This is a genomic window from Streptomyces sp. DH12, from assembly GCF_020873895.1.
Classification (GTDB): domain Bacteria; phylum Actinomycetota; class Actinomycetes; order Streptomycetales; family Streptomycetaceae; genus Streptomyces.
Map to the genome: position 1 here is coordinate 53,393 of NZ_JAHWGT010000019.1, position 23,988 is coordinate 77,380.

At 75.3% G+C, this 23,988-nt stretch carries 23 protein-coding genes; 16 read left to right on the forward strand and 7 right to left on the reverse strand.

From position 1 onward, the window contains the following. Window positions 1-35: 35 nt before the first annotated feature. The 4 genes from LPA54_RS18890 to LPA54_RS18905 are packed head-to-tail and all read right to left on the reverse strand — an operon-like array spanning window position 36 to window position 3,805. Window positions 36-632, reverse strand: coding sequence for an ATP/GTP-binding protein (locus tag LPA54_RS18890; protein ID WP_228979276.1), 597 nt, complete (start codon window positions 630-632; stop codon window positions 36-38). Next, the gene (locus LPA54_RS18895) at window positions 619-984 is read right to left on the reverse strand and encodes a DUF742 domain-containing protein (RefSeq protein ID WP_228979278.1); all 366 of its coding nucleotides are present in this window, start codon (window positions 982-984) and stop codon (window positions 619-621) included. Before LPA54_RS18895 ends, LPA54_RS18890 begins: the two co-directional genes overlap by 14 nt. Then, window positions 984-1,394: a roadblock/LC7 domain-containing protein gene (locus tag LPA54_RS18900; protein ID WP_228979280.1), complete on the reverse strand. Its 411-nt coding sequence runs from the start codon at window positions 1,392-1,394 to the stop codon at window positions 984-986. The genes LPA54_RS18895 and LPA54_RS18900 overlap by 1 nt, the downstream gene beginning before the upstream one ends. After that, a complete protein-coding gene (locus LPA54_RS18905; RefSeq protein WP_228979282.1) occupies window positions 1,391-3,805 on the reverse strand; it encodes a nitrate- and nitrite sensing domain-containing protein in 2,415 nt (804 codons plus the stop codon). Before LPA54_RS18905 ends, LPA54_RS18900 begins: the two co-directional genes overlap by 4 nt. A 452-nt stretch (window positions 3,806-4,257) precedes the next feature. Here LPA54_RS18905 and LPA54_RS18910 point away from each other — a divergent pair, with 452 nt between their 5' ends. Beyond that, window positions 4,258-5,121 (forward strand): oxaloacetate decarboxylase, encoded by an 864-nt coding sequence (locus tag LPA54_RS18910; protein ID WP_228979284.1) that lies wholly within the window; start codon window positions 4,258-4,260, stop codon window positions 5,119-5,121. A 119-nt stretch (window positions 5,122-5,240) separates the two neighbouring features. Then, entirely contained in the window at window positions 5,241-5,981 is a 741-nt protein-coding gene (locus LPA54_RS18915; RefSeq protein ID WP_228979285.1) for a Type-2Aa cytolytic delta-endotoxin, read from the forward strand. Between the two features lie 28 nt (window positions 5,982-6,009). On the opposite strand, the gene LPA54_RS18920 is transcribed toward LPA54_RS18915, so the two are convergent. Together LPA54_RS18920 and LPA54_RS18925 are read right to left on the reverse strand one after the other, a co-directional pair. Next, on the reverse strand, window positions 6,010-6,513 hold the full coding sequence (locus tag LPA54_RS18920; RefSeq protein WP_228979287.1) for a DUF4383 domain-containing protein: 504 nt from the start codon (window positions 6,511-6,513) through the stop codon (window positions 6,010-6,012). Window positions 6,514-6,732: 219 nt separating this feature from the next. Continuing rightward, window positions 6,733-7,704, reverse strand: coding sequence for an acetylxylan esterase (locus LPA54_RS18925; RefSeq protein WP_228979289.1), 972 nt, complete (start codon window positions 7,702-7,704; stop codon window positions 6,733-6,735). A 167-nt stretch (window positions 7,705-7,871) separates the two neighbouring features. On the opposite strand from LPA54_RS18925, the gene LPA54_RS18930 reads away from it, so the two are divergent. From LPA54_RS18930 to LPA54_RS18985, 12 genes are all read left to right on the forward strand, one after another. Beyond that, a complete protein-coding gene (locus tag LPA54_RS18930; RefSeq protein WP_228979291.1) occupies window positions 7,872-9,017 on the forward strand; it encodes a glycoside hydrolase family 5 protein in 1,146 nt (381 codons plus the stop codon). A gap of 147 nt (window positions 9,018-9,164) precedes the next feature. Beyond that, a complete protein-coding gene (locus LPA54_RS18935; RefSeq protein WP_228979293.1) occupies window positions 9,165-10,466 on the forward strand; it encodes an alpha/beta fold hydrolase in 1,302 nt (433 codons plus the stop codon). 37 nt (window positions 10,467-10,503) lie between these two features. Then, window positions 10,504-11,271 carry a PIG-L deacetylase family protein gene (locus LPA54_RS18940; RefSeq protein ID WP_228979295.1) on the forward strand — a complete coding sequence of 256 codons (768 nt, stop codon included), beginning with the start codon at window positions 10,504-10,506 and terminating at the stop codon, window positions 11,269-11,271. 140 nt (window positions 11,272-11,411) lie between these two features. Next, window positions 11,412-12,380, forward strand: coding sequence for an NADPH:quinone oxidoreductase family protein (locus LPA54_RS18945; RefSeq protein ID WP_228979297.1), 969 nt, complete (start codon window positions 11,412-11,414; stop codon window positions 12,378-12,380). Then, a complete protein-coding gene (locus tag LPA54_RS18950) occupies window positions 12,377-13,558 on the forward strand; it encodes an acyl-CoA dehydrogenase family protein (protein WP_228979300.1) in 1,182 nt (393 codons plus the stop codon). The genes LPA54_RS18945 and LPA54_RS18950 overlap by 4 nt, the downstream gene beginning before the upstream one ends. Beyond that, window positions 13,555-14,718: an acyl-CoA dehydrogenase family protein gene (locus tag LPA54_RS18955; protein ID WP_228979301.1), complete on the forward strand. Its 1,164-nt coding sequence runs from the start codon at window positions 13,555-13,557 to the stop codon at window positions 14,716-14,718. Before LPA54_RS18950 ends, LPA54_RS18955 begins: the two co-directional genes overlap by 4 nt. 97 nt (window positions 14,719-14,815) lie before the next feature. Then, the gene (locus LPA54_RS18960; protein ID WP_228979302.1) at window positions 14,816-16,420 is read left to right on the forward strand and encodes an ABC transporter substrate-binding protein; all 1,605 of its coding nucleotides are present in this window, start codon (window positions 14,816-14,818) and stop codon (window positions 16,418-16,420) included. Between the two features lie 23 nt (window positions 16,421-16,443). Further along, the gene (locus tag LPA54_RS18965) at window positions 16,444-17,409 is read left to right on the forward strand and encodes an ABC transporter permease (RefSeq protein WP_228979469.1); all 966 of its coding nucleotides are present in this window, start codon (window positions 16,444-16,446) and stop codon (window positions 17,407-17,409) included. Beyond that, the gene (locus LPA54_RS18970) at window positions 17,402-18,268 is read left to right on the forward strand and encodes an ABC transporter permease (protein WP_228979303.1); all 867 of its coding nucleotides are present in this window, start codon (window positions 17,402-17,404) and stop codon (window positions 18,266-18,268) included. Before LPA54_RS18965 ends, LPA54_RS18970 begins: the two co-directional genes overlap by 8 nt. A gap of 41 nt (window positions 18,269-18,309) precedes the next feature. Further along, on the forward strand, window positions 18,310-19,227 hold the full coding sequence (locus LPA54_RS18975; RefSeq protein WP_228979471.1) for an ABC transporter ATP-binding protein: 918 nt from the start codon (window positions 18,310-18,312) through the stop codon (window positions 19,225-19,227). Beyond that, on the forward strand, window positions 19,220-19,912 hold the full coding sequence (locus LPA54_RS18980; protein ID WP_228979304.1) for an ABC transporter ATP-binding protein: 693 nt from the start codon (window positions 19,220-19,222) through the stop codon (window positions 19,910-19,912). Before LPA54_RS18975 ends, LPA54_RS18980 begins: the two co-directional genes overlap by 8 nt. 125 nt (window positions 19,913-20,037) lie before the next feature. Then, window positions 20,038-20,232, forward strand: a complete 195-nt coding sequence (locus LPA54_RS18985; protein ID WP_228979305.1) for a hypothetical protein — start codon at window positions 20,038-20,040, stop codon at window positions 20,230-20,232. 16 nt (window positions 20,233-20,248) lie between these two features. Here LPA54_RS18985 and LPA54_RS18990 read toward each other — a convergent pair whose 3' ends face one another. After that, window positions 20,249-21,469, reverse strand: a complete 1,221-nt coding sequence (locus tag LPA54_RS18990) for a phosphodiester glycosidase family protein (RefSeq protein WP_228979472.1) — start codon at window positions 21,467-21,469, stop codon at window positions 20,249-20,251. A 317-nt stretch (window positions 21,470-21,786) separates the two neighbouring features. Between LPA54_RS18990 and LPA54_RS18995 the strand changes: the two genes are divergently transcribed. Both LPA54_RS18995 and LPA54_RS19000 read left to right on the forward strand, forming a co-directional pair. Continuing rightward, window positions 21,787-22,998 carry a T4 RnlA family RNA ligase gene (locus LPA54_RS18995; protein WP_228979307.1) on the forward strand — a complete coding sequence of 404 codons (1,212 nt, stop codon included), beginning with the start codon at window positions 21,787-21,789 and terminating at the stop codon, window positions 22,996-22,998. A gap of 4 nt (window positions 22,999-23,002) precedes the next feature. Continuing rightward, a complete protein-coding gene (locus tag LPA54_RS19000) occupies window positions 23,003-23,935 on the forward strand; it encodes an AAA family ATPase (protein ID WP_228979309.1) in 933 nt (310 codons plus the stop codon). Window positions 23,936-23,988 lie beyond the last annotated feature (53 nt).

Sequence of the window (23,988 nt, forward strand, 5' to 3'; positions counted from 1 at the left end):
TCAGGGGGAGCGGGCGGTCGAGGGGGAGCGGGCGGTCAGGAGGGTGAGGCGGTGCGGGCCCGGGCGATGACCGTGTCCAGGAGGGACAGCAGCGCCGTGCGCACCTCGTCCCGGACGCGCGCGTCCAGCAGCAGCACGGGCGTGTCCGGGTCGCGCAGGCGCAGCGCGGCCCTGATCTCCTCGGCGGTGTACGGCTGCCGGCCGTGGAAGCAGTTCGCCCCGACGACGAACGGCAGTCCGCGGCTCTCGAAGAAGTCGACCGCGGGGAAGCCCCGGTCGAGCCGCCGGGTGTCGACGAGGACGACGGCGCCGAGCGCCCCCTGCAGCAGGTCGTCCCAGAGGAACCAGAACCGCTCCTGGCCCGGTGTACCGAACAGGTAGAGGACGACACCGGCGTCGTCGAGGGTGATGCGGCCGAAGTCCATCGCCACGGTCGTCGCGGACTTGGCCTCGATGCCGTCGAGGTCGTCGACGCCCACGCCGGCGGCCGTCAGGCGCTCCTCCGTGCGGAGCGGTTCGATCTCGGAGACCGTCTCGACCAGGGTGGTCTTGCCGACCCCGAAGCCGCCGGCGACGAGGATCTTGACGGGGGCCGGCTCCTGGCCGCCGGGGGCGGTGTCACATCCGGGCAAGGTTGTCCCTGATTCTCATGAGCAGGTGGACGTCGGTGGTCGCGGCCGCCTCCAGTGGCGGCCGGTGGTGGACGAGCCCGCGGTCCGCGAGCTCGCCGAGGAGGAGCGTCATCGGCGTCAGCCGCATCCCCATCCGGGCGGCGATCTCGGCGACCGCCCGCCCGCCCGGTGCCGGGCACAGGGCGAGGACGAGCTGCCACTCCGTGGGGAGCCCGTCGAGGGCGTCGCCGCCGACCGCCGCCGTGATGGTGGTGTCCATCGTCAGGGCGGCCCGCGGCGAGGCCGTACGGCCGTCGGTGAGGGCGTACAGCCGCGGTCGGCGGCCGCCCCCGCGGCGCGGCTCGTCGGGCATTACGGCGCGGGCGGCGACGGCTGCTGCGCGCGGCCGGGCGTGCCCAGCCACTCGCCGAGCGCCTGCGCGGTCCGCACCGCCTCGCCGCCGAGCTCGCCGAGGCGCGCCTTGCGGTTGGTGACGACGACGAGCGTGCTGCCCTCGCCGCACCCGACGAGGCACAGGTACCGCTCGTCCATCTCGACCAGCTGCCGGATCACCCGGCCGCCGTCGACATCGCGGGATATCGCCCGCATCGTCGCCGCGATGCCGGAGGACGCCGCCGCGATGCGCTCGGCCTGCGCGCGGTCCAGCAGGTAGGCGCTGAGCATGATCCCGTCGTTGGACAGGAGCACCGCCCCCTCGATGCCGGCGATCCTGCTCAGGTTGTTGTCCAGGACGCTGTAGATCATGTCGTTCGTCGTTGTCATGGCTGATCCTGTCGGAGCTCTTCTTCCACTTTCCGGGTCCCGTCTTCGTACTCCGCCCAGGCGTCGGCCACCTCTTCGGGGCTCGCCCCGTCGTGGCCGGCGCCCGGGCCCTTCCCGGCCTCCCCGGTGGTCGCGCCGCCGTCCGCGGCGGGCGGCGTGCGCAACTGCCGGGCCAGGTGCGTCTGTGGTACGCGCTCCGGCAGGCGCGGCCGGGCGGTGCCGTCCCCGCTCCCGCCGGGAGGCGGCGCGTCAGCGCGCCGCCGCACGGGCAGCGCCGCGCCCGCCCGCGGCACCGCCCGCGGCGTCTCGTCGCGGGCGGTCGGCCGCCGCTCGGCGGGTTCCGCCTCCGCGGCCGTCTCCGGCTGCGGGCCCGGCTCCGGGCCCGGGTCCGATCCCGCGACCGGGTCCCGTTCCGCGGCCGGGGGTGGGGTGCGGACCGGGGCCGGGTTCGGGGACCGCGCCGGCAGCCGGGCGGCGGCCGCCTCCGGCTCCGCCGCCCCCTCCGCCGTCCCCGCCGTGCCGTGCCCCGTGGGGACGAGCAGCCCGTGCGGGACGAGCACCACCGCCGCCGTACCGCCGTACACCGAGCGCCGCAGCGTCACCGTCGCGCCCAACCGGTCGGCCAGGTGCCCGACCACGAACAGGCCCAGCCGGTGCGCGTTCTCCGCGAGCACCGCGTACGGCGGCGCCGAGTGCAGACGGGCGTTCATCTCCGCGTACCGTTCGGCGCTCACGCGCGGTCCGCGGTCCTCGATCTCCACCGAGAGGCCGTCGGCGACCAGCTCCGCCCGGATCACCACCCGGGAGCGCGGCGGGGAGAAGCGGGTGGCGTTGTCCAGCAACTCCGCCAGCAGGTGGCTGACCTGGCTGATGACGCCGGCCTCGACGCTGATCTCGTCGAGCGCGTGGCGGTCGATCCGCCGGAAGTCCTCGACCTCCGCCGCGGCCTCGCGCAGCAGGTCGGCGACGCGCATCGGCTCGGTGTGGGGGTCGGGGACCTCGCCGCCCGCGAGGATCAGCAGGTTCTCGACCTGCCGCCGCATGCCCACCGTGAGCTGGTCGGCGCGCATCAACCCGCCCAGCAGCGCCTCGTCACCGCCGAACGCGTCCTGCAGTTCCTCGGTCAGGGCCAGCTGACGGCTGACCAGGTTCCCGGTGCGCGAGGCGATGCCCGCGGCGAAGCCGCCGAAGCCGTCACGTTCCGCGGCGAGCTGCCGCTGACCGTCGACGGAGACCGCGACGACCCGCGCGAACGCGTCGCTGACCCGCCCGACCTCGTCCCGCTCGCCCCGCACCCGGGGCAGCGCGTCCTCGTCGACTCGCCTGCCCTGCCGCAGCCGCTCCACGACGTCCGGCAGGGTGTGCTCGGCGACGGCCACGGTGCGGTCGTGCAGCAGCCGCAGCCGGCGCAGTACCGAGCGGGTGGTGACCGCGACGACGGCGACGACCGCGAGCAGCGCCCCGCCGGTGACGGCGAGGAGCCGGGTGACCTCCCGCTCCAGTCCCGTCGCCTTGGCGTCCCCGTGGTCCAGCAGGCCGCGCAGACGGGCGGCGTCGAGGGCCGCCAGGTCGTCGGACCACCCGGCGTGGGCTGCCGTCCAGCCCTCCGCCTCCCGCGGCAGCCGCACGCCGAACGGCAGGTCCTCGTGGCCGGCGAGGACGCGGTCCTCCACGCGGGTCTTCGCCTGCCACGCCTCGGAGCCGACGAGCCGGGCGTACCGGTCGCTCTCCGCGGGCGGCAGGTGGGGGACCACCCACCGGTCGTACAGGTACCGGTGCGCGCCGACCGCGTTGACGAACTCCGCGAAGCGCGTGGTCTCCAGCTTCCGCGACGGGCCCGCCAGCGCCAGGAGCGTGCCTTCCCGCGCCACCATCTCGGAGGCGGAGAACATCGTGACGAGGACCCGGCTCTCCTGGCCGAGCTCGCCGTCCTCGGTGTGGCCGAACGCGTCCTGGTAGAAGCGGATCATCTGGCCGACCACGCCGTCGTAGTACGCGACCGTGCTGTCGGGGCCGCCGGTGCGGGAGTCCGCCCGCTCGCGCTGGGCGCCGAGCGCGTCGAGGCCGTCGAGCACCTCGCGCAGCCGGCGGTCGGCCTCCTCGGAGCCGCCGCCGGTGGTCGCGGCGGCGGCGCGGAACCGGGCCGCGGCGCGGTCCGTGGCCGCCCGGTGGGCGCGCAGCGCCGAGGCGGGTACGGACGGGTCGGCCCAACGCGCCGCGGCGGCGGTGCGCTCCGCCTGCATCCCCCTCATCAGCTCGTACAGCGGCAGCCCGAGCCGCTCGCCGGCCAGTACGTCGGACCGCAGGTGGCTCGACCGGTCCAGCAGGCGGTCGGCGGTCACGGCCACCAGGGCGGCCATCGCGGCGGTGGGCACGACGGCGAGCAGGACGAGCAGGGTGCGCAGACGCACGGTGCGCCGTCGACGACGGGTCGACGGGCCTCGGGCGCCCTCGGGTGGCGTGGGAGACATCAGCCCTCGGAGCGGGGAGCGGGGACGTTCGGCCGCCGCCCCGGCGCGGCCCCGCGGAGGGGCTGCGGGACTGCCGGTGCGGCTACGGTGACGCATGGGGGTGCCGATCATAACCAGCCAGCGGCCGTTCGGGTCAGGTTGTCCTCATGATCGGAAAGTGGTAATCCGCGTGCGCTGAGCGGTGGGAGGTGGTCGAGATGTGGCCGATCCGGTCGCGACCCGACGCGGATCCGTCTCCGGCCCGCCTCCGGTCGAAGGCCGGCCGCCCTCCGGCCCGTATCGCGTTCATCCGTCCGGGTGTTGCCCGTTTGGCGTGGCCCGCGCCCACCCGCGAAGCTTCGGCGCACAGGGCAGGCAGGGCGCACAGGGCGCGACACCCCAGGAGGTTCTCCTTGCAGTACGGGCGCAAGCTGGCCGAGGCCGTCTCGGCGCCGGGCACGACACCGCTCATCGGTGTCTACGACATGTACTCGGCGTCCCTCGCGGCACGCCACTACGAGGGGCTGTTCGTCTCGGGGTTCGGCTTCGCCGCCTCCCACTACGGCCTGCCCGACATCGGGTTCATCGCCTGGCCGGACATGGTGGCGTTCGTGGAGCGGCTGCGCACGGCGCTCCCCGCCGCGCACCTCCTCGTCGACATCGACGACGGGTACGTGGACACGGAGGTGGCCGCCCACGTCGTGCGGCGGCTGGAGCGGTGCGGGGCCTCCGGCGTCGTCCTGGAGGACCAGCGGCGCCCCCGCCGCTGCGGCCACGCCGACGGCAAGCGGATCCTGCCGCTGGACGAGTACCTGGCCAAGCTGCATCGGGTGTTGGAGGACCGGGACGACCTCCTCGTGGTGGCCCGCACCGACGCGGTCGACGAGGCGGAGATGCTGCGCCGGGCCGCGGCCTTCGCCGGGACGGACGCCGACGTCGTCCTCGTCGACGGGGTACGGGGCGTGGACACGATCCGCCGCGTCCGCGAGGCGGCCGGCGACAAGCCGCTGCTGTTCAACCAGATCGGCGGCGGCAGGTCCCCCCGCCTGTCCCTGAGCGAACTGGACGCGCTCGGCGTCGACGCCGCCATCTACAGCACGCCGTGCCTCTTCGCCGCGCACCGCGCGATCGACGGGGCGCTCACCGCCCTCAAGGCCGCCGACGGGCTGCTCCCGGACCCGGCCGCCGAGCCGGGCGGCGTCGGCGTGGCCGAGTCGACCGCGCTGCTGGAGAGCAACCTCGGCGGCGGCGTGCGGCCGGAGCCGGCCGCCCTCTGAGGCGGGGTCACCGCGGCGGGGCACCGGGCAGCCGGCCGCCCGGTGGGCGGCCCGGACAGCGGGGGCGGCATACTGGCCCGCGGCGCGGCGCGACCCTTTCCAGCCAGAGGAGCAGCCACATGGCCGACCAGCCCACCGTCGAGGAGACCGCCGAAGAGGCCACCGGAGAGGCCGGCGCGGAGGCCGTCGGGGAAGCCGCCGGGCCAAGCGCGGGGACGGCCGCCGAAGGGGCCGTGGGTGAAGGCGACGCCGGGCGGGCGGCTTTCCTGCCCGTCTTCGAGGTGGGTCCGTCCCACCTCGCCCAGGCTCAGGCCCTGGCGGGCCACTTCCGGCAGGCCCTCGCCCCCCGCCCGGCCGACACGGACGCCACCGGCGGCGGTGCCGGTGCCGACGCCGACTTCGGGCGGATCAGCCGCGCGGCGGCCGCCGTCGCGCACGGCGGCGCCGTGCGGACCGTGCGCGGCTGGGGACTGCGGGAGACCGCCCCCGTCGGCGTCATGGTCCTGTCGCTGAGGGAGGTCGTACGGCAGGCCCTGCCCGCGCCGTCGGCCAACGCGGGGTTCTGGCGGAAGGTCGAACGGGCGCTCACCGACGTCTTCGTCGGCCTCGGCGGGCAGCGCGGCGCCCGTCCGTCCCGCGCCGACGGGGCGGACGGCGGCACGGGGTACCGCTGCCACCTGCTGTTCGCGCTGCAGGACGAGGAGACCGGCGACGCGGTCCACGCCGTCGCCCTGCGCCTCGACGCGACGATCGGTCTCGACGGGCCCGCGGCCCGCGCCCTGACCGTGGACGACGTGGCGCCGTTCGCGCTGCGGGTCGACGCCGTCGCCGTACGGCAGCAGCTGCCCGCGGCCGTCTGACGCCCGCGTGCGGGGCCGGGGGCGGCGCTCAGGCGTCGCCCCCGGGCCCGACACCCTCCGGCCCGGTGCCACTCGGCCCGGCGTCCCGGTCGGTTTCGGCCGGGCGGGGGAGCAGGAGCCCGAGGGCGACCATGGCGGCGCCGAACGCGAAGTGCAGCCAGGTGTCCGGTGTGTTGACGGGCACGACGCCGCTCTCGCTGTCCAGGTCGATGATCACCCCGTACACCGACAGCGCGAGGTAGATCAGGCCCCCGACGAGGAGGAACGGGCGGGCGTTGCCCGGGGTCCGCGCCGCGACGAGCGCCACGGCGCCGAACACCAGGTGCACGACGTTGTGCAGGATCGACACCCGGAGCAGCCCGAGGAGCCGGGCGTCCGACTCGTGGTCGGCGAAGGCCAGCGTGTCGTAGCCGCTGGTGACGCCGGGGACGAAGCCCAGGCCGCCGATGAGCAGGAAGACCACCCCCACCAGCAGCGCGGCGAGTCGGACGGGGGTGCGGGACGTGGACGCCCCACGGTGTGCGCTGGTCATTGACTGGCCCTTCCCGCCGGACGGCCGGCGCGGTCGGGCCGCGTCGCGCGGCAGCCGACGAGTGTCCCGCCCGGTCTCCGGTCACCCCGGGAGCCTATCCAGCGCCGGCGGACCCGCGACCCCCCACCCACCGCGGACCCGGTCCCGACCCGCCGGATCCGGCCCGCCCGCCCCCGACGGGCCCGTCGCGCCCGCGGCCGGGTCCGTCCCCGCCCCGTGTCAGGCGGTCAGCCGTGCCGGGAGCCACCGCAGTTGGGCGGCCTGCTGGTACGACTCACCGCCCTCGTGGTCGTTGAAGGCGTACACCTCGATCTCCTTGTCGGCGTGCGCGTACGCGTTGAACGCGGCGAACACCGTGGACGGCGGGCACGTCAGGTCCTCCAACGCGGCCGAGAACAGGGCGGGCGCCGTGGCGCGCGCGGCGAAGTGCACGCCGTCGAAGTAGGCCAGCGTCCGCCCGACCTGTCCGGTCCGCCCGCGGTACGTCTTCAGGTACGCGCCGATCTCCCGGTACGGGTTCCGGTCGGTGATGGTCGTCGCCCGAGGGAAGTCGCACAGGAACGGCACGTCGGGCAGGACCGCCAGCAGGTCGGGCACGAGCCCGGAGACCGCCAGCGCGATGCCGCCGCCCTGGCTCACCCCGGCGACGGCCGTGCGGGCCGCGTCCACCCGCGGGTGCGACCGGGCGGCCGCCACCGCCCGTACCGCGTCGGTGTACAGCCGGCGGTAGTAGTACGTCGCCGGGTCCTCGACTCCCCGGGTGAGGAAGCCGGGCGCGGCCGGGCCGCTGCCCACCGGGTCGGGGGTGTCCCCGCCCGCCCAGGTGCCGCCCTGCCCGCGGGTGTCCATGACGAAGTGCGCGAATCCGGCGGAGGCCCACAGGAGATGGGTGTGGGGCAGGCCGCGCCCCCCGCCGTAGCCGACGAACTCCACCACCACCGGCAGCGGCCCGGTCGTCCCGGCGGGGAGGACGAGCCAGCCCTTGACGGGGTGGCCGCCGAAGCCCGCGAAGGTGACGTCGTGCACCTCCACGGCGGTCAGCCCGGTGGCGACCGGCTCGAACCGGGCGTCGAGCGCGTGGGCCGACGCCTCCTGGAGCGTGCCGGCCCAGAAGGCGTCGAAGTCGGCGGGCTCCTCGGACGAACTCCGGTACGTACGCAGCTCGTCGACGGGCAGGTCGAAGCGTGCCATGATCGCGCGGCCTCCTTGATCATCGGGTCGGGACGGCCTCACCGTACGTGGTGCGGCCACCCACCCGACAGGGTCTTGCGGCCCCGTCGAGGGAGCTGCTACCCATTGGTTAGGAAAGTTTCCTTTCAGTCCTCGGCTCCCACGCCCCCATCCGCAACGGAGATCCCATGAGATCGGCACGGACCTGGACCCGTGGCACCGGCGCCGCAGCCGGCGCCCTCGCCACCGCCCTCCTCCTCGGACTCGCCACGGCCCCGACCGCGCCCGCGGCCCCGGCCGCCCGCCCGGCCCCGGCCGGCGCGACCGTCGCCGCCACCGCCCCGACCGCCGCGGCCCCGGCCGCCCCCACCGCGGACGGCACCGCCGCGGCGGCCACCCCCGCCGCGGTCAACGGCCGGCTCAGGGTCTGCGGCACGAAGCTGTGCAACCAGTACGGCAAGCCGGTGCAGTTGCGCGGCATGTCCACGCACGGCCTGCAGTGGTACCGCCAGTGCGTCACGTCCGGCTCCCTCGACGCCCTCGCCACCGACTGGAAGGCGGACGTCCTGCGGGTCTCCATGTACGTGCAGGAGGGCGGGTACGAGACCGACCCGCGCAAGTACACCGACCTCGTCCACTCCGTCATCGAACAGGCCACCGCGCGCGGCATGTACGCCATCGTCGACTGGCACATGCTCGACCCGGGCGACCCGCATTACAACCTCAGCCGCGCGAAGACCTTCTTCACGGAGATCGCCCAGCGCCACCGCGGCAAGACCAACCTGCTGTACGAGATCGCCAACGAGCCCAGCGGCGTCAGCTGGCCCAGGATCAAGAGCTACGCGGAGCAGCTGATCCCCGTCATCCGCGCGCAGGACCCGAACACGCCCGTCCTCGTCGGCACCCGCGCCTGGTCGTCGTTCGGCGTCTCGGAGGGCGCGAACGAGTCGGAGGTCGTCGCCGCCCCGGTGAACGCCTCCAACATCATGTACACCTTCCACTTCTACGCCTCGTCCCACCGCGAGGCCTACCTCGACACCCTGTCCCGGGCCGCCGACCGACTGCCGGTCTTCGTGACCGAGTTCGGCACCCAGAACTACGCCGGCGAGGGCGCCGACGACTTCGCCATGTCCCAGCGCTACCTGGACCTGATGGCCGCCAAGAAGATCAGCTGGGTGAACTGGAACTTCTCCGACGACCACCGCACCGGAGCCGTCTTCAAGCCCGGCACCTGCGGCGCCGGCGGCCCGTGGACCGGCACCGCCCCGCTCAAGCCGGCGGGCGTGTGGATCCGCGACCGGATCCGGACCCCGGACGACTTCCCCACCGGCTGACCCCGCCCCCCCACACGGTCACTCCCCCCGGCCCCTCCCCGCCCCCGTCCGCCGCGGACCCCTGTGGTCCACTGTGCGGGCGGGGGCGCCCCACGCCCCTCCCGCGACCGGCCGACCGGCGATTGAGACCGCCTGCCAGGAGGAGCATTGACCACGTACCGCCAGCCCGGTGTCGTCCTCACCGACCACCGCTTCACCGTCCCCCTCGACCACGCCGACCCCGACGGCGAGACCATCGAGCTGTACGGGCGCGAGGTCGTCGCCGCCGGGCGGCGGGACGTGGACTGCCTGCCCTGGCTGGTGTACCTGGAGGGCGGTCCGGGCTGCGCGGTCCGGCGCTTCAGCGGCGCGCCCGCCTGGCTGGGCCGCGCCGTCGCCGAGTACCGCGTCCTCCTCCTCGACCAGCGCGGCACCGGCCGCTCCACGCCCGCCGACCGCCGGACGCTCCCGCTGCGCGGCGGCCCCCGCGAACAGGCCGCCTACCTCGCGCACTTCCGCGCCGACGCGATCGTCCGCGACTGCGAACTGGTCCGCCGCCGGCTGACCGGCGGCGCCCCGTGGACCGTGCTCGGCCAGAGCTACGGCGGCTTCTGCGCCACCCACTACCTCTCCACCGCCCCCGAGGGGCTGGAGGCGGTGCTCGTCACCGGCGGCCTGCCCTCCCTGCGCGCCGGCGCCGACGAGGTCTACCGGGCCGCCTACCCGCGCATGCGGCGCAAGGTCCTCGCCCACTACGACCGCTACCCGCAGGACGTGGAGGCGGCCCGGCGGATCGCCGCCCACCTCGCCGAACGCCCGGCGGTGCTGCCGGGCGGGCACCGGCTCACCGTCGAGGCGTTCCAGTCGCTCGGCGCCCTCCTCGGCACCGGCGACGGCGGCGACCATCTCCACTACCTGCTGGAGGACGCCTTCGTCCGCACCCCCGCCGGGCGCGAGCTGTCCGACCCCTTCCTGGAGGCGGTGCGGGGCCACCTCTCCTTCGCCTCCCGGCCCCTCTACGCCGTGCTCCACGAGTCCATCTACGCCGACGGCAGGGCCCCGACCGACTGGGCCGCCGAGCGGGTGCGCGGCGAGTTCCCCGACTTCGACGCCGCCGCCGCGCTCGCCGGGGACGCGCCGCTGCTCCTGACCGGCGAGACGATCCACCCCTGGCACTTCACCACCGACCCCGCCCTCGTGCCGCTGCGCGAGACGGCGGAACTGCTCGCCGCCCGCACCGACTGGGCCCCCCTCTACGACGCGGGACGCCTCGCCGCCAACACCGTGCCCACCGCCGCGGCCGTCTACCACGACGACCTGTACGTCGACACGGCCCACTCGCTGGAGACCGCCCGCGCCGTCCGCGGCCTGCGCACCTGGGTGACCGACGAGTACGAGCACGACGGCGTACGGGCCGGCGGCGCCCGGGTCCTGGACCGGCTGCTGGCGCTGGTCCGCGGCGAGGTCTGACGGCGGAAGGGCCCCCACCGGCCCTTATCCTGCGCCCATGAGCGATCAGGAAAGCGGGCCGACGCCCCGTCAGGAAGCCGCCCCGCTGCGGCCCATGCCCGAGGACTGGCGGCGCGCCCTCGTCGTCGTCGCCCACCCGGACGACCTGGAGTACGGCGGCTCGGCGGCCGTCGCCGCCTGGACCGACGCGGGCCGGGAGGTGGCGTACGTCCTCGCCACGCGCGGCGAGGCGGGCATCGCCACGCTCGCCCCGGACGTCTGCGCACCGCTGCGCGAGGCCGAGCAGCGGGCCGCCGCCCGGGTCGTCGGCGTCTCGCGGGTCGAGTTCCTCGACCACCGGGACGGCGTGGTCGAGTACGGCACCGGGCTGCGCCGGGACATCGCCGCCGCGATCCGCCGCCACCGCCCCGAGCTGCTCGTCACCCTCAATCACCGCGACACCTGGGGCGGCGTCGCCTGGAACACCCCCGACCACGTCGCGGTGGGCCGCGCCACCCTCGACGCGGCGGCCGACGCGGGCAACCGCTGGATCTTCCCCGACCTCGCCGAGCAGGGCCTCGAACCGTGGGACGGGGTGCGCTGGGTGGCCGTGGCGGGTTCGCCGAATCCCACCCACGCCGTGGACGCGACCCCGGGCATGGAACGCGCGGTCCGCTCCCTCCTGGAGCACCGCACGTACATCGAGGCGCTGACGGACGAGGATCCCGAGGAGTACTCCCGCGCCTTCCTCACGGGCCACGCGCGGGCCGCGGCCGAACGGTTCGGCGGCGTCCCCGCCGTCACGTTCGAGCTCTTCCCGCGCTGACGTGCGGGGGCCGTCCCCGGACGGCCCCCCGACGGGGCGGCAGGCGGCCGGAAATCCGCGGCCTGCTGTTCCCTCGAAGGCAAGCGACCGCTTAGTATGCGAGCCACTGCGGTACAGCCCGACTCTCTGTGGAGGCCCCCATGCAGGCATGGCGCGTGCACCGGAACGGCGAACCGAGCGAGGTGATGCGACGCGAGGAGACCGACCGGCCCACGCCCGGCCCCGGACAGCTGCTCCTGCGGGTGCGGGCCGCCAACACCAACTTCCCCGACGCGCTCCTGTGCCGCGGCCAGTACCAGGTCCGTCCGCCGCTGCCCTTCACCCCCGGCGTGGAGGTCTGCGCCGACACCGAGGACGGCCGGCGGGTGATCGCCACGGCCGCGCTGCCGCACGGCGGCTTCGCCGAGTACGCCGTCGCCGACGCGGCCGCGGTCCTCCCCGCGCCCGAGGCGCTCGACGACGCCGAGGCGGCCGCGCTGCACATCGGCTACCAGACCGGCTGGTTCGGGCTGCACCGCCGCGCCGGGCTGCGCGAGGGCGAGACGCTCCTCGTCCACGCCGCCGCGGGCGGTGTCGGCAGCGCCGCCGTCCAGCTCGGCAAGGCGGCCGGCGCGCGCGTCATCGGCGTCGTCGGCGGCGCCGAGAAGGCCGCCGCCGCCCGGAAGCTCGGCTGCGACGTCGTCGTCGACCGGCGCGCCGAGGACGTCGTCGCGGCCGTCAAGGACGCCACCGGCGGCCGGGGCGCCGACGTGGTCTACGACCCGGTCGGCGGCGACGCGTACACCGCCTCCGCCCGGTGCACGGCCTTCGAAGGACGCATCGTCGTCGTCGGCTTCGCCAGCGGCGACATCCCCGCCCCCGCCCTCAACCACGCCCTGGTCAAGAACTACTCGATCATGGGCCTGCACTGGGGCCTGTACAACCGCGAGGACCCCGAAGCCGTCCGCCGCTGCCACGACACGCTCACCACCCTCGCGGCCAAGGGCCTGATCAAACCGCTGATCAGCGACCGGGTCGCCTTCGCCGACGCGGCCGCCGCCGTACAGCGCGTCGCCGACGGCACCACCACCGGCCGTGTCGTGGTGCTCCCGGAAGGAGCCGGCAGGTGACCGACGCCACCGCCCTGCGCGAGCGCACGCGCGCGCTGCTCGCCGCGCACCCGCCCGCCACCACCGAGCGCGCCGCCTTCCTCCGTGCCCGCTTCGACGCCGGCCTCGCCTGGGTCCACTACCCCGAGGGGCTGGGCGGCCTGGGCGCGCCCCGCTCCCTCCAGGCCGTCGTCGACGCCGAACTCGCAGCCGCCGGCGCACCCGACAACGACCCGCGGCGCATCGGCATCGGCCTGGGCATGGCCGCGCCGACGATCCTCGCCTACGGCACCGAGGAGCAGAAGCGCCGCTTCCTGCGCCCCCTGTGGGTGGGGGAGGAGGTCTGGTGCCAGCTCTTCAGCGAGCCCGGCGCCGGGTCCGACCTCGCCGCGCTCGGCACGCGCGCGGTGCGCGACGGCGACACCTGGGTCGTCGACGGCCAGAAGGTGTGGACGTCCAGCGCCCACGTCGCGCGGTGGGCGATCCTCATCGCCCGCACCGACCCGGACGCCCCCAAGCACCGGGGCATCACGTACTTCCTGTGCGACATGACGGACCCGGGCGTCGAGGTGCGGCCGCTGCGGCAGATCACCGGCGAGGCGGAGTTCAACGAGGTCTTCCTCACCGGCGTGCGCATCCCGGACGCCCACCGCCTGGGCGGGGTCGGCGACGGCTGGAAGGTCGCGCAGACCACCCTCATGAACGAGCGGGTCTCCATCGGCGGCGCCCGGATCCCCCGCGAGGGGGGCATGATCGGCCCCGTCTCGCGTACCTGGCGCGAACGGCCCGAGTTGCGCACCCACGACCTCCACCAGCGGCTGCTGGACCTGTGGGTGGAGGCGGAGGTGGCCCGGCTCACCGGCGAGCGGCTGCGCCAGCAGCTCGTCGCCGGCCAGCCCGGCCCGGAGGGCAGCGCCATGAAGCTCGCCTTCGCCCGCCTCAACCAGGAGATCAGCGGCCTGGAGCTGGAACTCCTCGGCGACGAGGGGCTGCTGTACGGGGAGTGGACGATGCGCCGCCCCGACCGCGTCGACTTCACCGGCCGCGACGCCGGCTACCGCTACCTCCGCTCCAAGGGCAACTCCATCGAGGGCGGCACGAGCGAGGTGCTGCTGAACATCGTCGCGGAACGCGTGCTCGGGTTGCCCTCGGAACCGCGCACCGACAAGGACGTCGCCTGGAAGGACCTGACCCGATGACAGCGCAGCAGGCACGGAAGGCACAGCGGGAACTGCCGGGAGGGCCCGAGCAGGCGGAGCAGCCCGACGGCACGGACCGGGCGCATCGGCCGGACCTGCTGTACTCCGAGACGGAGACCGACCTCAGGGCCGCCGTCCGCGCCCTCGTCGCCGACCGCGCCGCGCCGGCGGACCTGCCCGGCCGCGTCGAGGACGGCGGCATGGACCCCGCCCTGTGGAAGGCGCTCGCCGCCGACATGGGTACGGCCGGGTTGCTCGTCCCCGAGGAGCTGGGCGGCCAGGGCGCCTCCCATCGCGAGGCCGCCGTCGTCCTGGAGGAGCTGGGCCGAGCCGTGACGCCGGTCCCGTACCTCACCAGCGCCGTCGTCGCCACCGAGGCGCTCCTCGCCGCCGGGACCGGCACCGCCGCCGACCTGCTGGGCGACCTGGCCGCCGGGCGCCGGGTCGCCGTGCTCGCCGTCCCCCTCTCCGCCGGGCCCGACCACGTCCCGGCCGCCGACGGCACCGTCGGCGGCGTCGCGGACGCCGTCCACGCCGACGTCCTGCTCGTGGTCCGCCCCGACGGGCTGTACGCGGTCGACGCCGCCGACGCCTCGGTCGTCCCGCGGACGCCGCTCGACCTGACCCGTCCGCTCGCCACCGTGACCGCCGAGGCCGGCGGCACCCGTCTCGCGGACGCGGCCGCCGCCCGCCGGGCGGTGCGCCGCGGACTGCTCGCGGGCGCCGGGCTGCTCGCCTCCGAACAGCTGGGCGTGGCCGAGTGGTGCCTGGAGGAGACGGTCCGGTACACCCGCGAACGTCACCAGTTCAACCGGCCCGTCGGCTCCTTCCAGGCGCTCAAGCACCGCATGGCGCAGCTGTGGCTGGAGGTGGTCGGCGCCCGCGCCGCCGCCCGCAACGCCGCCGACGCGCTCGCCGCCGGCAGCCCCGAGGCGCCGCTCGCCGTGGCCGTCGCCCAGGCGTACTGCTCGCGCGTCGCGGTGCACGCCGCCGAGGAGTGCGTCCAGCTCCACGGCGGCATCGGGATGACCTGGGAGCACCCCGCCCACCTCTACCTGAAGCGGGCCAAGGCCGATCAGACCGCCCTCGGGTCGGCGGGCCGCCACAAGGAGGAGCTGGCCCGGCTCGCGGACCTGCCCGCCCCCTCAGCCTCCACGTAAGGAGCACAAGAGGAACCCACCCCTCTACGTACTGTTTAATTGCGAGTCGTTCGCAACAACAGTCGATCTCCACTAGCTACCCGAGGGGTGTGGAACCATGACCGCCCGATCCATACGCGGCATGGCCGCCGCCACGCTGGCCGGAACCCTGGCCATCACCGCGGCGGCCTGCTCGAACCCCGGCTCCACGGGCTCCGCCTCCGCGGCGAAGGACAGCGCGGTCGTCGGCATCGCCTACGAGCCCGAGTCGCTCAGCCCCCTCCTCGGCTACGGCAAGGACGGCAACTCCAAGATCTTCGACGGGCTGCTCGCCTTCGACCGCGACCTGAAGCTCACGCCGGCCCTCGCCGTCGCCCTGCCCACGGTCAGCGCGGACGGCCTGACGTACACCTACAAGCTCCGCCCCGGCGTGAAGTTCAGCGACGGCGAGCCCCTCACGGCCGAGGACGTCGTCTTCACCTACCGCACCATCCTCGACGAGAAGACGAACAACGCCTCGAAGACCGAGCTGGACGCCCTGAAGGACGTCAAGGCCGTCGGCGACGACACCGTGGTCTTCACCCTCGCCTACCCGTACGCGCCGTTCGCCGAGCGGACCGTCCTCGGCATCGCCCCCGAGCACGTCGCGGGCAAGCAGGACGTCAACAGCGGCCCCTTCACCACCAAGCCGATCGGCACCGGTCCCTACGTCCTCGCCGACTGGTCCAAGGGCGAGAAGATCACCTTCAAGGCCAACCCCGACTACTGGGGCGGCGCGCCGAAGGTGAAGAAGTTCACCATGGCGATCATCAAGGACGACGACGTCCGCGCGACCCGGCTGCGCTCCGGCGACCTCGACGGCGCGATCCTCCCGCCGAACCTCGCCAAGGGCTTCAAGGGCGACGGCGCCAAGAAGACGTACGCGGCCACCACCTACGACTACCGCCTGGTGACCCTCCCCACGCACCACCAGGTCACCGGCGACGTCGCCGTCCGCCGCGCCCTCGACGTCGCCGTCGACCGCCGCGCCATGGTCGACAAGATCCTCGAAGGCGCCGGGAAGCCCGCCTACGGCCCGGTGCCCACCGACAGCGAGTGGTTCACCAAGGGCACCGAGCGCCCCCACGACCTGGACCGGGCCCGGAAGATCCTCGACGAGGCCGGCTGGAAGCCCGGCCCCGACGGCGTCCGCGTCAAGGACGGCGTCCGCGCCTCCTTCCCCCTCTGGTACCTCTCGGGCGACAAGCTCCGCCAGGACCACGCCCTCGCCTACGCCTCCGACGCCAAGAAGGCCGGCATCGAGATCAAGACCCAGGCCGGCACCTGGGAGGTCATCGAACCGCGCATGAAGACCGACGCGGTCCTCGCCGGCGGCGGCTCGCCCGGCGACCCGGACTTCGACCAGTACCTGCTGCTGAAGTCCACCCTCGGCGGCGACGGCTTCAACAACATGGGCCGGTACGACAACCCCGCCGTCGACAAGGCCCTTGACGCCGGCCGCAGGACCGACGACAAGGCCGCCCGCAAGGCCGCCTACGACACCGTCCAGCGCGAACTGGTGAAGAACCCCGGCTACACCTTCCTCACCCACATCGACCACCTGTACGTGGTGGACGACTCCTGGGACGGCCTGTCCACCCAGGTCGAGCCGCACGACCACGGCCTCGCCTCCGGCCCGTGGTGGAACGTGGAGGACTGGACCCCCAAGGGCGCCGACAAGTGACGCGGCGCCTCCCCTGGGGCGCGATGGCACGGATGGCGGGACGGCGGGCCCTGTTCGCCGTCCCCGTCCTGCTCGTCGTCACGTTCGGCGTCTTCGCCGTCGCCGCCGCCTCCCCCTTCGACCCCGTCAAGGCGTACGCCGGCACCGCCGGACTCACCGCCTCCCAGGAGAACCTCGACCAACTGCGCGCCAACCTCGGCGTCGACCAGCCGCTCGTCCCGCGCTGGTGGCACTGGCTGACCTCCGCCGCCACCGGCGACCTCGGCGACTCCAGTGTCATGCGCCAGCCCGTCGCCGACGTCATCACCGAACGCATCGGCTGGTCGGCGCTGCTCGCCGCCACCGCCTTCGCCGTCGCCATCCTCCTCGGCACGGCGCTCGGCGTCCTCGCCGCACGCCGCAGCGGCGGCTGGCTCGACCGGTGCGTCAGCTCCGCCGCGTACACCCTGGAGGCGGCCCCCGCCTTCTGGCTCGGGCTGCTCGCCATCTGGTTCTTCGCGCTGGAGCTGGGCGTCCTGCCCGCCGGCGGGCTCACCGACACCGCCAGCGACACCGTCACCTTCGACCAGGTCGCCACGCACCTGGTGCTGCCCGCCCTGGTCCTCGGCGTCTCGCAACTGCCCTGGTTCTTCCTCTATGTCCGCCAGGGCGTCGCAGACGCCCTCGACGAGGATCCCGTACGGGGCGCCCGCGCCCGCGGACTGGACGAGCGCACCGTGCTGCTGAAGCACGCCCTGCGCTCCGGCATGCTGCCCATGCTCACGCTCATCGGCTCGCGCGTCCCCGAACTCATCACCGGCGCCCTGCTCGTCGAGTCCGTCTTCAGCTGGCCCGGCATCGCCGCCGCCACCGTGCAGGCCGCCACCTCGGTCGACTTCCCGCTGCTGGCCGCGCTGACCGTGCTCGCCACGGCGGCGGTCCTCCTCGGCAACCTCCTCTCCGACCTGCTGTACGGACTCGCCGACCCGAGAGTGGGCTTCGATGGCTGAAACCCTCTGGACGTCCCGCGGGCGTACCCGCCGCTCCACCCGCGCCGTCCGCGTCTCCACGTCCGCCGTCATCGTCGGGGCCGTCGCCCTCGCCGTGCTGCTCGTACCGCCGCTGGTCCAGCTCGACCAGCAGGCCGTCGACCTGTCGCTGAAGCTCCGACCGCCCTCGCTCGCGCACCCGTTCGGCACCGACGACGTCGGCCGCGACCTGCTGCTGCGCTGCGTGTACGGCCTGCGCGTCTCGCTCCTCGTCGGCCTGGTCGCCGCGCTCGTCGCCACCGTGATCGGCACGGCCGTCGGCGCGGCCGCCGCCGCGTTCGGCGGCTGGACCGACCGGCTCGTGATGCGGCTCGTCGACACGTTCTCGTCCGTACCGCACCTGCTGCTCGGCATCTTCATCGTGGCGATGTTCCGCCCCGGCGTCTGGCCGGTCATCGTGTCCGTCGCGTTGACGCACTGGCTGTCCACCGCCCGGATCGTGCGCTCCGAGGTGCTGTCGCTGCGCTCGCGCCCCTACATCGACGCGGCCGTCTCCGGCGGCGCCTCCCGGTGGCGGGTGACCGTCCGCCACCTGCTGCCCGCGGTCCTCCCGCAGGCCGGCCTCGCCGCCGTCCTCATGGTGCCGCACGCCATGTGGCACGAGTCCGCCCTGTCGTTCCTCGGTCTGGGGCTCCCCGCCCACCAGGCCAGCCTCGGCAACCTCGTGCAGACGGCGCGCGGTTCGCTGCTCGCCGGCGACTGGTGGCCGACGCTCTTCCCCGGGCTGTTCCTCATCATTCCCACGCTCGCCATCGCCGGCCTCGCCGGCGCGTGGCGCGAGCGGCTCAACCCCCGCCGCCGATCGGAGCTGATGCTGTGAGCCCCGTCCTCTCCGTACGGGACCTGTCCGTGCGCTTCCGGATGCGCGGCGGCCGCCACGTCGCCGCCGTCACCGGCGTGGGCTTCGACCTCGCGGCGGGGGAGTGTCTGGCCCTCGTCGGCGAGAGCGGCTGCGGCAAGTCCGTCCTCGCCTCCGCGCTGCTCGGGCTGCTGCCCGGCAACGCGCAGACCGCCGGCACGGCCGTCGTCGACGGCATCGACCTGCTCGCCGCCGACGAGCGCACCCTCGCCCGCGCCGTCCGAGGCCGGCGCGTCGGCCTCGTCCCGCAGTCGCCGGCCGCCCACCTCACGCCCGTGCGGACCGTCCGCGCGCAGCTGGAGGAGACCCTGCGCCAACTGGCGGGCACCGGGCGCGCGGAGCTGCGGGCCGCGGCCGTGGCCGCCGCCGGGCGCGCCTCCTTCCCCGCCGACCTGCTCGACCACTACCCCCACCAGCTCTCCGGCGGCCAGGCGCAGCGCGCCGCCACGGCCCTCGCCCTCGTCGGCGACGCGCCGCTCCTCCTCGCCGACGAACCGACCACCGGCCTCGACCGCGACCTGGTCGAGCGCACCGCTGACGAACTGCGGCGCCACACCGACACCGGCCGCGCCCTGCTCCTGATCACCCACGACCTGGCGGCGGCCCAGCGGATCGCCGACCGCGTCGCCGTCATGTACGCGGGCCGCATCGTCGAACTGACCGCCGCCGACCGCTTCTTCGGCGCTCCCGGCCCCCGCCACCCGTACGCCAGGGGCCTCCTCGCGGCCCTCCCGGAACGGGAGTTCACCCCGATCCCCGGCATGCCCCCCGAACTCGACGCCCTGCCCGACGGCTGCGCCTTCGCCCCGCGCTGCGCCCTGCGCGACGACACCTGCCGGGCGGTACCGCGCTCGGAGGACGGCGTCGCCTGCCACCACGCCCCGCGGACCCGCCCCGCCGAGGAGGCCCCCCGTGCTTGAACTGACCTCCCTCACCGCCGGGTACGACCCGGGCGACCCCGTGTTCCGGAACGTGTCGCTCACCGTGGCCCCCGGCGAGGCCGTCGGACTGCTCGGGCCCAGCGGCTGCGGCAAGTCCACCCTCGCCCGTGTCGCCGCCCTGCTGCACCGCCCCGACGCGGGCCACGTCACCCTCGACGGCCGGCGGGTGGCCGGTTGGCGCCACCGCGCCCCGCGCGAGCTGCGCACCGCCGTCGGCGTCGTCTTCCAGCAGCCGCGCCTCTCCGCCGACCCCCGGCTGCGCCTGCGCGAGCTGATCGCCGAACCGCTGCGCGCCACCGGCCGCCGCGCCGAGGCCCCCGCCCGCACCGCCGAACTGGCCCGCCGCGTCGGCCTCACCGACGACCTGCTCGCCCGCCGCCCCCACGAGGTCAGCGACGGACAGCTGCAACGCGCCTGCCTGGCCCGCGCCCTGGTGCTCCGGCCGCGCTGGCTCGTCTGCGACGAGATGACCGCCATGCTCGACGCGTCCACCACGGCGGCGCTGGTCGCCGTCGTCGAGGAGTACCGGCGCGAACACCGGGCCGGGCTCCTCGCCGTCGGGCACGACCACGTCCTCCTCGACCGCTGGTGCGACCGCACCGTGCACTGGGACGCGCTGACCGGCGGCGCCCGCCACGGCAAGGCCGTCCCGGCGGGCGTGTAACGGGCCGCCGCCCATTCCCACCCGTTCGGCCGTCGCGCCGTACGGCCGTCCGGCGCCCGGCCTGGGCCAGACTGGCCGCCGAACGCCGTACGCACCGTGCGGCACCTGGCCGAGGAGGGCGACACATGGCCGTATCCATCTCCGTCTTGGTGCTTCTGCTGATCCTGGCGGTGGTCTTCCTGCGCAGCGGCGGCCTGAAGCTCAGCCACGCGGTGGTCTGCGCCCTGCTCGGCTTCTTCCTCGCCGGGACGAGCCTCGCGCCGTCCATCTACGACGGGGTCGCCGCCACCGCCGACGCGGTCAGCAGCGTCAAGCCGTAGGGACTGCGCCGCCGCGTCACGGGCCGACGAACACCCCGATCCCGTTCGGCACCGGCCGCTCCGCGCCCCCGCTGGGGTTGTTCAGCACCCGCACCGCGGAGGCCCCGCCGGTCCTGGCCACCAGCGTGGACGAGCCCCCGCCGTCGAGGTTGACGCCGTCCGACGCGCCCAGATCGCCCAGCAGCCCCGCCAGCTCCACCACCGTCAGCCCCGAGCGGAACGCCGTACCGCCGTCCAGCGCGAGGAGCAGCAGCCGGCGCCCGCCGTCCGCGACGCCCGCCGCCGAGCGCACCGCGGCGGTCACCGCGTCCATCCCGGCCAGCGGCTTCCCCCCGCGCAGCACCGGGAACCCGCCCACCGCGAACCGGAACGGGCCGCCCGCGTCCGTGCCCGACGGCACCAGCCGGTGCGCCACCGTCACCCGGTCGCCCACCGCCAGCTCCCGCAGCCGCCGCGCGCCCGCCTCCCGCCCCACCAGCACCTCGGTCCCCGCGGCGACCGTGCCCGAGCCCGGCGTCTCGGACACCGACGCCACCTTGCCGCCGCGCAGCAACACCTCGTACGTCTCCTCGCTGCACGGCGCCGCGCGGTCGGTGTCCGTGCCGCACGTGGCGCGCAGCCGGGACACCGAGCCCCAGTGCCGGGTGAACACCCCGACCGAACCGACCGGCAGCGCGTACTGGTTCAGCCCGCCGAGCGGCAAGGCCCCCGAGGGCGTCCGGACCTCTCCCTCCAGGACGAGTTCGCCGACCCGGGCCAGCCCGGCGGTGTCGACGCCCAGCACCATGCGGGTGTTGGTCCCCGGCGGCAGCGCCGGGCCGAAGCGCTGCCCGCGCGGGACGGCCCCCTTGAGCGCCACCCCGTCGGCGACCGCCGGGCCCACCGGTGCGCCGGTCGGCGTCACCCCCGGGTGCTGGCTCTCGGAGAGGTTGAAGAAGTCGCCGTTGAGCCCGGCCACCGCTCCCGCCCCGTCCGCCAGCGCGGACAGCCGGGCCCGCGCGGCCACCACCCCCGGGTACAGCAGACCGGTCGACACCCGCGCCACACCGAGGTCCACCGAGACCAGGTGGACGCGGGCGGTGCCGCGCGGCGAGGGCACGTCCAGCGTCCGGTACGCCACGCCCTCCGCGACGGCCCGCGCCTCGGGCGCCGCCCCCGGCGCCGGGGCCGCGCCCGACCGCGCCGACGCGGTCTCCGCACCGGCCGCGGGGGGAGTGGCGAGCCCCGCCCCCGTCACCGCACACCCCAGCAGCGCGGCGAGCACACCGGACCGCCACCACAGACGTCTCACGATCACGAACCCCCACAGGTAGGGACAACTCACTCGGGTCCCGGAAGAGTTGCCCCCCGCGCGCGACGGCCAACCGGCCGGCTCCGCGGCGAACCGGTGAACGTACGCCGTCCGCGCGCCCCCACGACGCCCGCCGCCGGGCCCGCGCCTGGGCCACCGCCCCGCCGGTGCACCGCGCGTGGGGCGCGCGGCCCGCCATATTCGCTGTTCACGCGCCCCCCGGGCGGGTGAGAATGCGGCATCACCGAAACGGGGGAACCACCATGACCGGCCCGACGCGTCCGACGCTCGACGCCCTGATACCGCCGGACGAGCTGGCCGCGGCCGTCGCGGCCGGCCACGTTGCCCGCAAGCGCCACCCCGAACTGCCGCTCTCCCTCTACACGTACACGCGGACGGCGCAGTACGAACGGGTGTGGAACCGCGTCACCGTCCGCTGCCGCGGCCTCGTCGCCGACGACACCACGGGCGAGGTCGTGGCCCTGCCCCTGCCCAAGTTCTTCAATGTGGGCGAGCACACCGCCGGACAGCCCTACGCGCCGCCGCTGCCGGACGAGCCGTTCGAGGTGTACGACAAGGTCGACGGCAGCCTCGCCGTCGTCTTCCACTACGCCGGCCGGTGGCGCGTCGCCACCAAGGGGTCCTTCACCAGCACCCAGGCGACCTGGGCGCAGCGCCGCCTCGACGGACGCGACACCCGCGCCCTCACCCCCGGCACGACGTACCTCGCGGAGATCGTCCACCCGGAGAACCGCATCGTCGTCGACTACGGCGACCGCCGCGACCTGGTGCTGCTCGCCGCGTTCGGCGCCGACGGCACCGAGACGCCGCTGGCCGAGGCCGCGCCCGCCTGGCGGACCGTCGGCTCGGTCGTCGCCCTGCGGCCCGCCCTGCCGCTCGCCGAACTGCTCGCCCTCACCGAGGCCGACAAGCACCCCGACGGCACCCCCGCCACCGGCACCGACGCCGAGGGGTTCGTCCTGCGCTTCGCGTCGGGGCTCCGGGCGAAGGCCAAGCTCTCCGAGTACGTACGCCTCCACCGGATCCTGACCGGCGTCACCGAGCGGGACCTCTGGCGCGGACACGGCGTCCAGCGCTTCGCCGGCCTCCCCGTCCGGCAGGTCGCCCAGGCGCTGGGCTGCCCGCCGGAGTACGCGGCCGCCTCCGGCGGCCGGCCGCTGGACGCCCTGCTGGAGCAGGTCCCCGACGAGTTCGACGCGTGGGTCCGCGGCGTCGTCGCGCGGATCGACAAGCAGGTCGAGGACCGGGAGCGGGCGATCGACGAGGCGTACCGGACCGTCGCCCACCTGGCCGCCGACCGCGCCGCGTTCGCCCGCGCCGTCCGGGCCCTGCCCGACCCGGCCGTCCGCCCCGCGATGTTCCAGCGCCTCGACGGCCGGCCCACCGTCCTCATGACGTACCGTTCCGTCCGGCCGGAAGCGGCCGCCCCCTTCACCAGCGACGAGGAGAACTGACCCCGTGTCCGCACCGCCCGCCCCGCCCGTCGTCCACGTCATGACCGGGCTGCCCGGCTCGGGCAAGACGACCGAGGCGCGCCGCATCCAGGCCGCGTCCGGAGGCCGGATGCGCCGGGTCAACCTCGACGACCTGCGCACCATGCTCGACCTCCCCGACCCGGAGCGCGGCCGGTCCCGCGCGCACGAGCAGACCGTCCTGGCCGTGCAGGACGCGGCCGTCCGCGCGGCCGTGGAGGACGGCTTCGACGTCGTCGTCGACAACACCCACCTCACGCCCCACATACCCCGGCGGCTCAAGGCCGCGCTCCTCGGCCGGGCCACCTTCGTCGTCCACGACCTCACCGACGTCCCCGTGGAGGAGTGCCTCCGGCGCGACGCCGGACGCGCCCGCCCCGTCGGCGAGGAGATCATCCGGATCCTCGCCGAGAAGCACACCGCCGCGCGCAGGGGCGGCTGGCGGCTGACCGACCAGTGGATGAACGACCAGCCGCCCGTCGAGCCCTACGCCGCGGACCCCGCGCTGCCGTCGGCCGTCCTGTGCGACATCGACGGCACGCTCGCGCTCCGCGGCGAGCGCGGCCCGTACGACTTCACCCGCTGCGACGAGGACCTGCCGAACGCCCCGGTCCGCCACGCCCTGCGCGCCTTCCGCCACGCCGACGGCGACGCCGTCGTCCTGCTGTCGGGCCGCGGCGAGGAGCACCGGCCGATGACCGAGGCGTGGCTGCGCCACCACGACGTGCCGTACGACGAGCTGTGGATGCGCGCGGCCGGCGACGTCCGGCGCGACGACGTGGTGAAGGCGGAGCTGTTCGACCGCCACGTCCGCGGCCGCTACGCCGTCCGCGTCTCCCTCGACGACCGCGACCGCGTCGTCGCCGTGTGGCGCCGCATGGGCCTGCCGACGTGGCAGGTCGACTACGGCGCCTTCTGATCGCACCGCCCCGCCCCCGCCCCGCTCCGCTCCGGCCCTGCCGGGCGGGGGCG

What these genes read in the sequence shown, in the direction of transcription:
- LPA54_RS18895 (WP_228979278.1), bottom strand. Translation starts at nt 984, where the DNA reads ATGCCCGACGAGCCGCGCCGCGGGGGCGGCCGCCGACCGCGGCTGTAC.
- LPA54_RS18900 (WP_228979280.1), bottom strand. Translation starts at nt 1,394, where the DNA reads ATGACAACGACGAACGACATGATCTACAGCGTCCTGGACAACAACCTG.
- LPA54_RS18915 (WP_228979285.1), top strand. Translation starts at nt 5,241, where the DNA reads ATGGCCGACCAGCCCACCGTCGAGGAGACCGCCGAAGAGGCCACCGGA.
- LPA54_RS18920 (WP_228979287.1), bottom strand. Translation starts at nt 6,513, where the DNA reads ATGACCAGCGCACACCGTGGGGCGTCCACGTCCCGCACCCCCGTCCGA.
- LPA54_RS18925 (WP_228979289.1), bottom strand. Translation starts at nt 7,704, where the DNA reads ATGGCACGCTTCGACCTGCCCGTCGACGAGCTGCGTACGTACCGGAGT.
- LPA54_RS18930 (WP_228979291.1), top strand. Translation starts at nt 7,872, where the DNA reads ATGAGATCGGCACGGACCTGGACCCGTGGCACCGGCGCCGCAGCCGGC.
- LPA54_RS18940 (WP_228979295.1), top strand. Translation starts at nt 10,504, where the DNA reads ATGAGCGATCAGGAAAGCGGGCCGACGCCCCGTCAGGAAGCCGCCCCG.
- LPA54_RS18945 (WP_228979297.1), top strand. Translation starts at nt 11,412, where the DNA reads ATGCAGGCATGGCGCGTGCACCGGAACGGCGAACCGAGCGAGGTGATG.
- LPA54_RS18955 (WP_228979301.1), top strand. Translation starts at nt 13,555, where the DNA reads ATGACAGCGCAGCAGGCACGGAAGGCACAGCGGGAACTGCCGGGAGGG.
- LPA54_RS18960 (WP_228979302.1), top strand. Translation starts at nt 14,816, where the DNA reads ATGACCGCCCGATCCATACGCGGCATGGCCGCCGCCACGCTGGCCGGA.
- LPA54_RS18965 (WP_228979469.1), top strand. Translation starts at nt 16,444, where the DNA reads ATGGCACGGATGGCGGGACGGCGGGCCCTGTTCGCCGTCCCCGTCCTG.
- LPA54_RS18970 (WP_228979303.1), top strand. Translation starts at nt 17,402, where the DNA reads ATGGCTGAAACCCTCTGGACGTCCCGCGGGCGTACCCGCCGCTCCACC.
- LPA54_RS18975 (WP_228979471.1), top strand. Translation starts at nt 18,310, where the DNA reads ATGCGCGGCGGCCGCCACGTCGCCGCCGTCACCGGCGTGGGCTTCGAC.
- LPA54_RS18985 (WP_228979305.1), top strand. Translation starts at nt 20,038, where the DNA reads ATGGCCGTATCCATCTCCGTCTTGGTGCTTCTGCTGATCCTGGCGGTG.
- LPA54_RS18995 (WP_228979307.1), top strand. Translation starts at nt 21,787, where the DNA reads ATGACCGGCCCGACGCGTCCGACGCTCGACGCCCTGATACCGCCGGAC.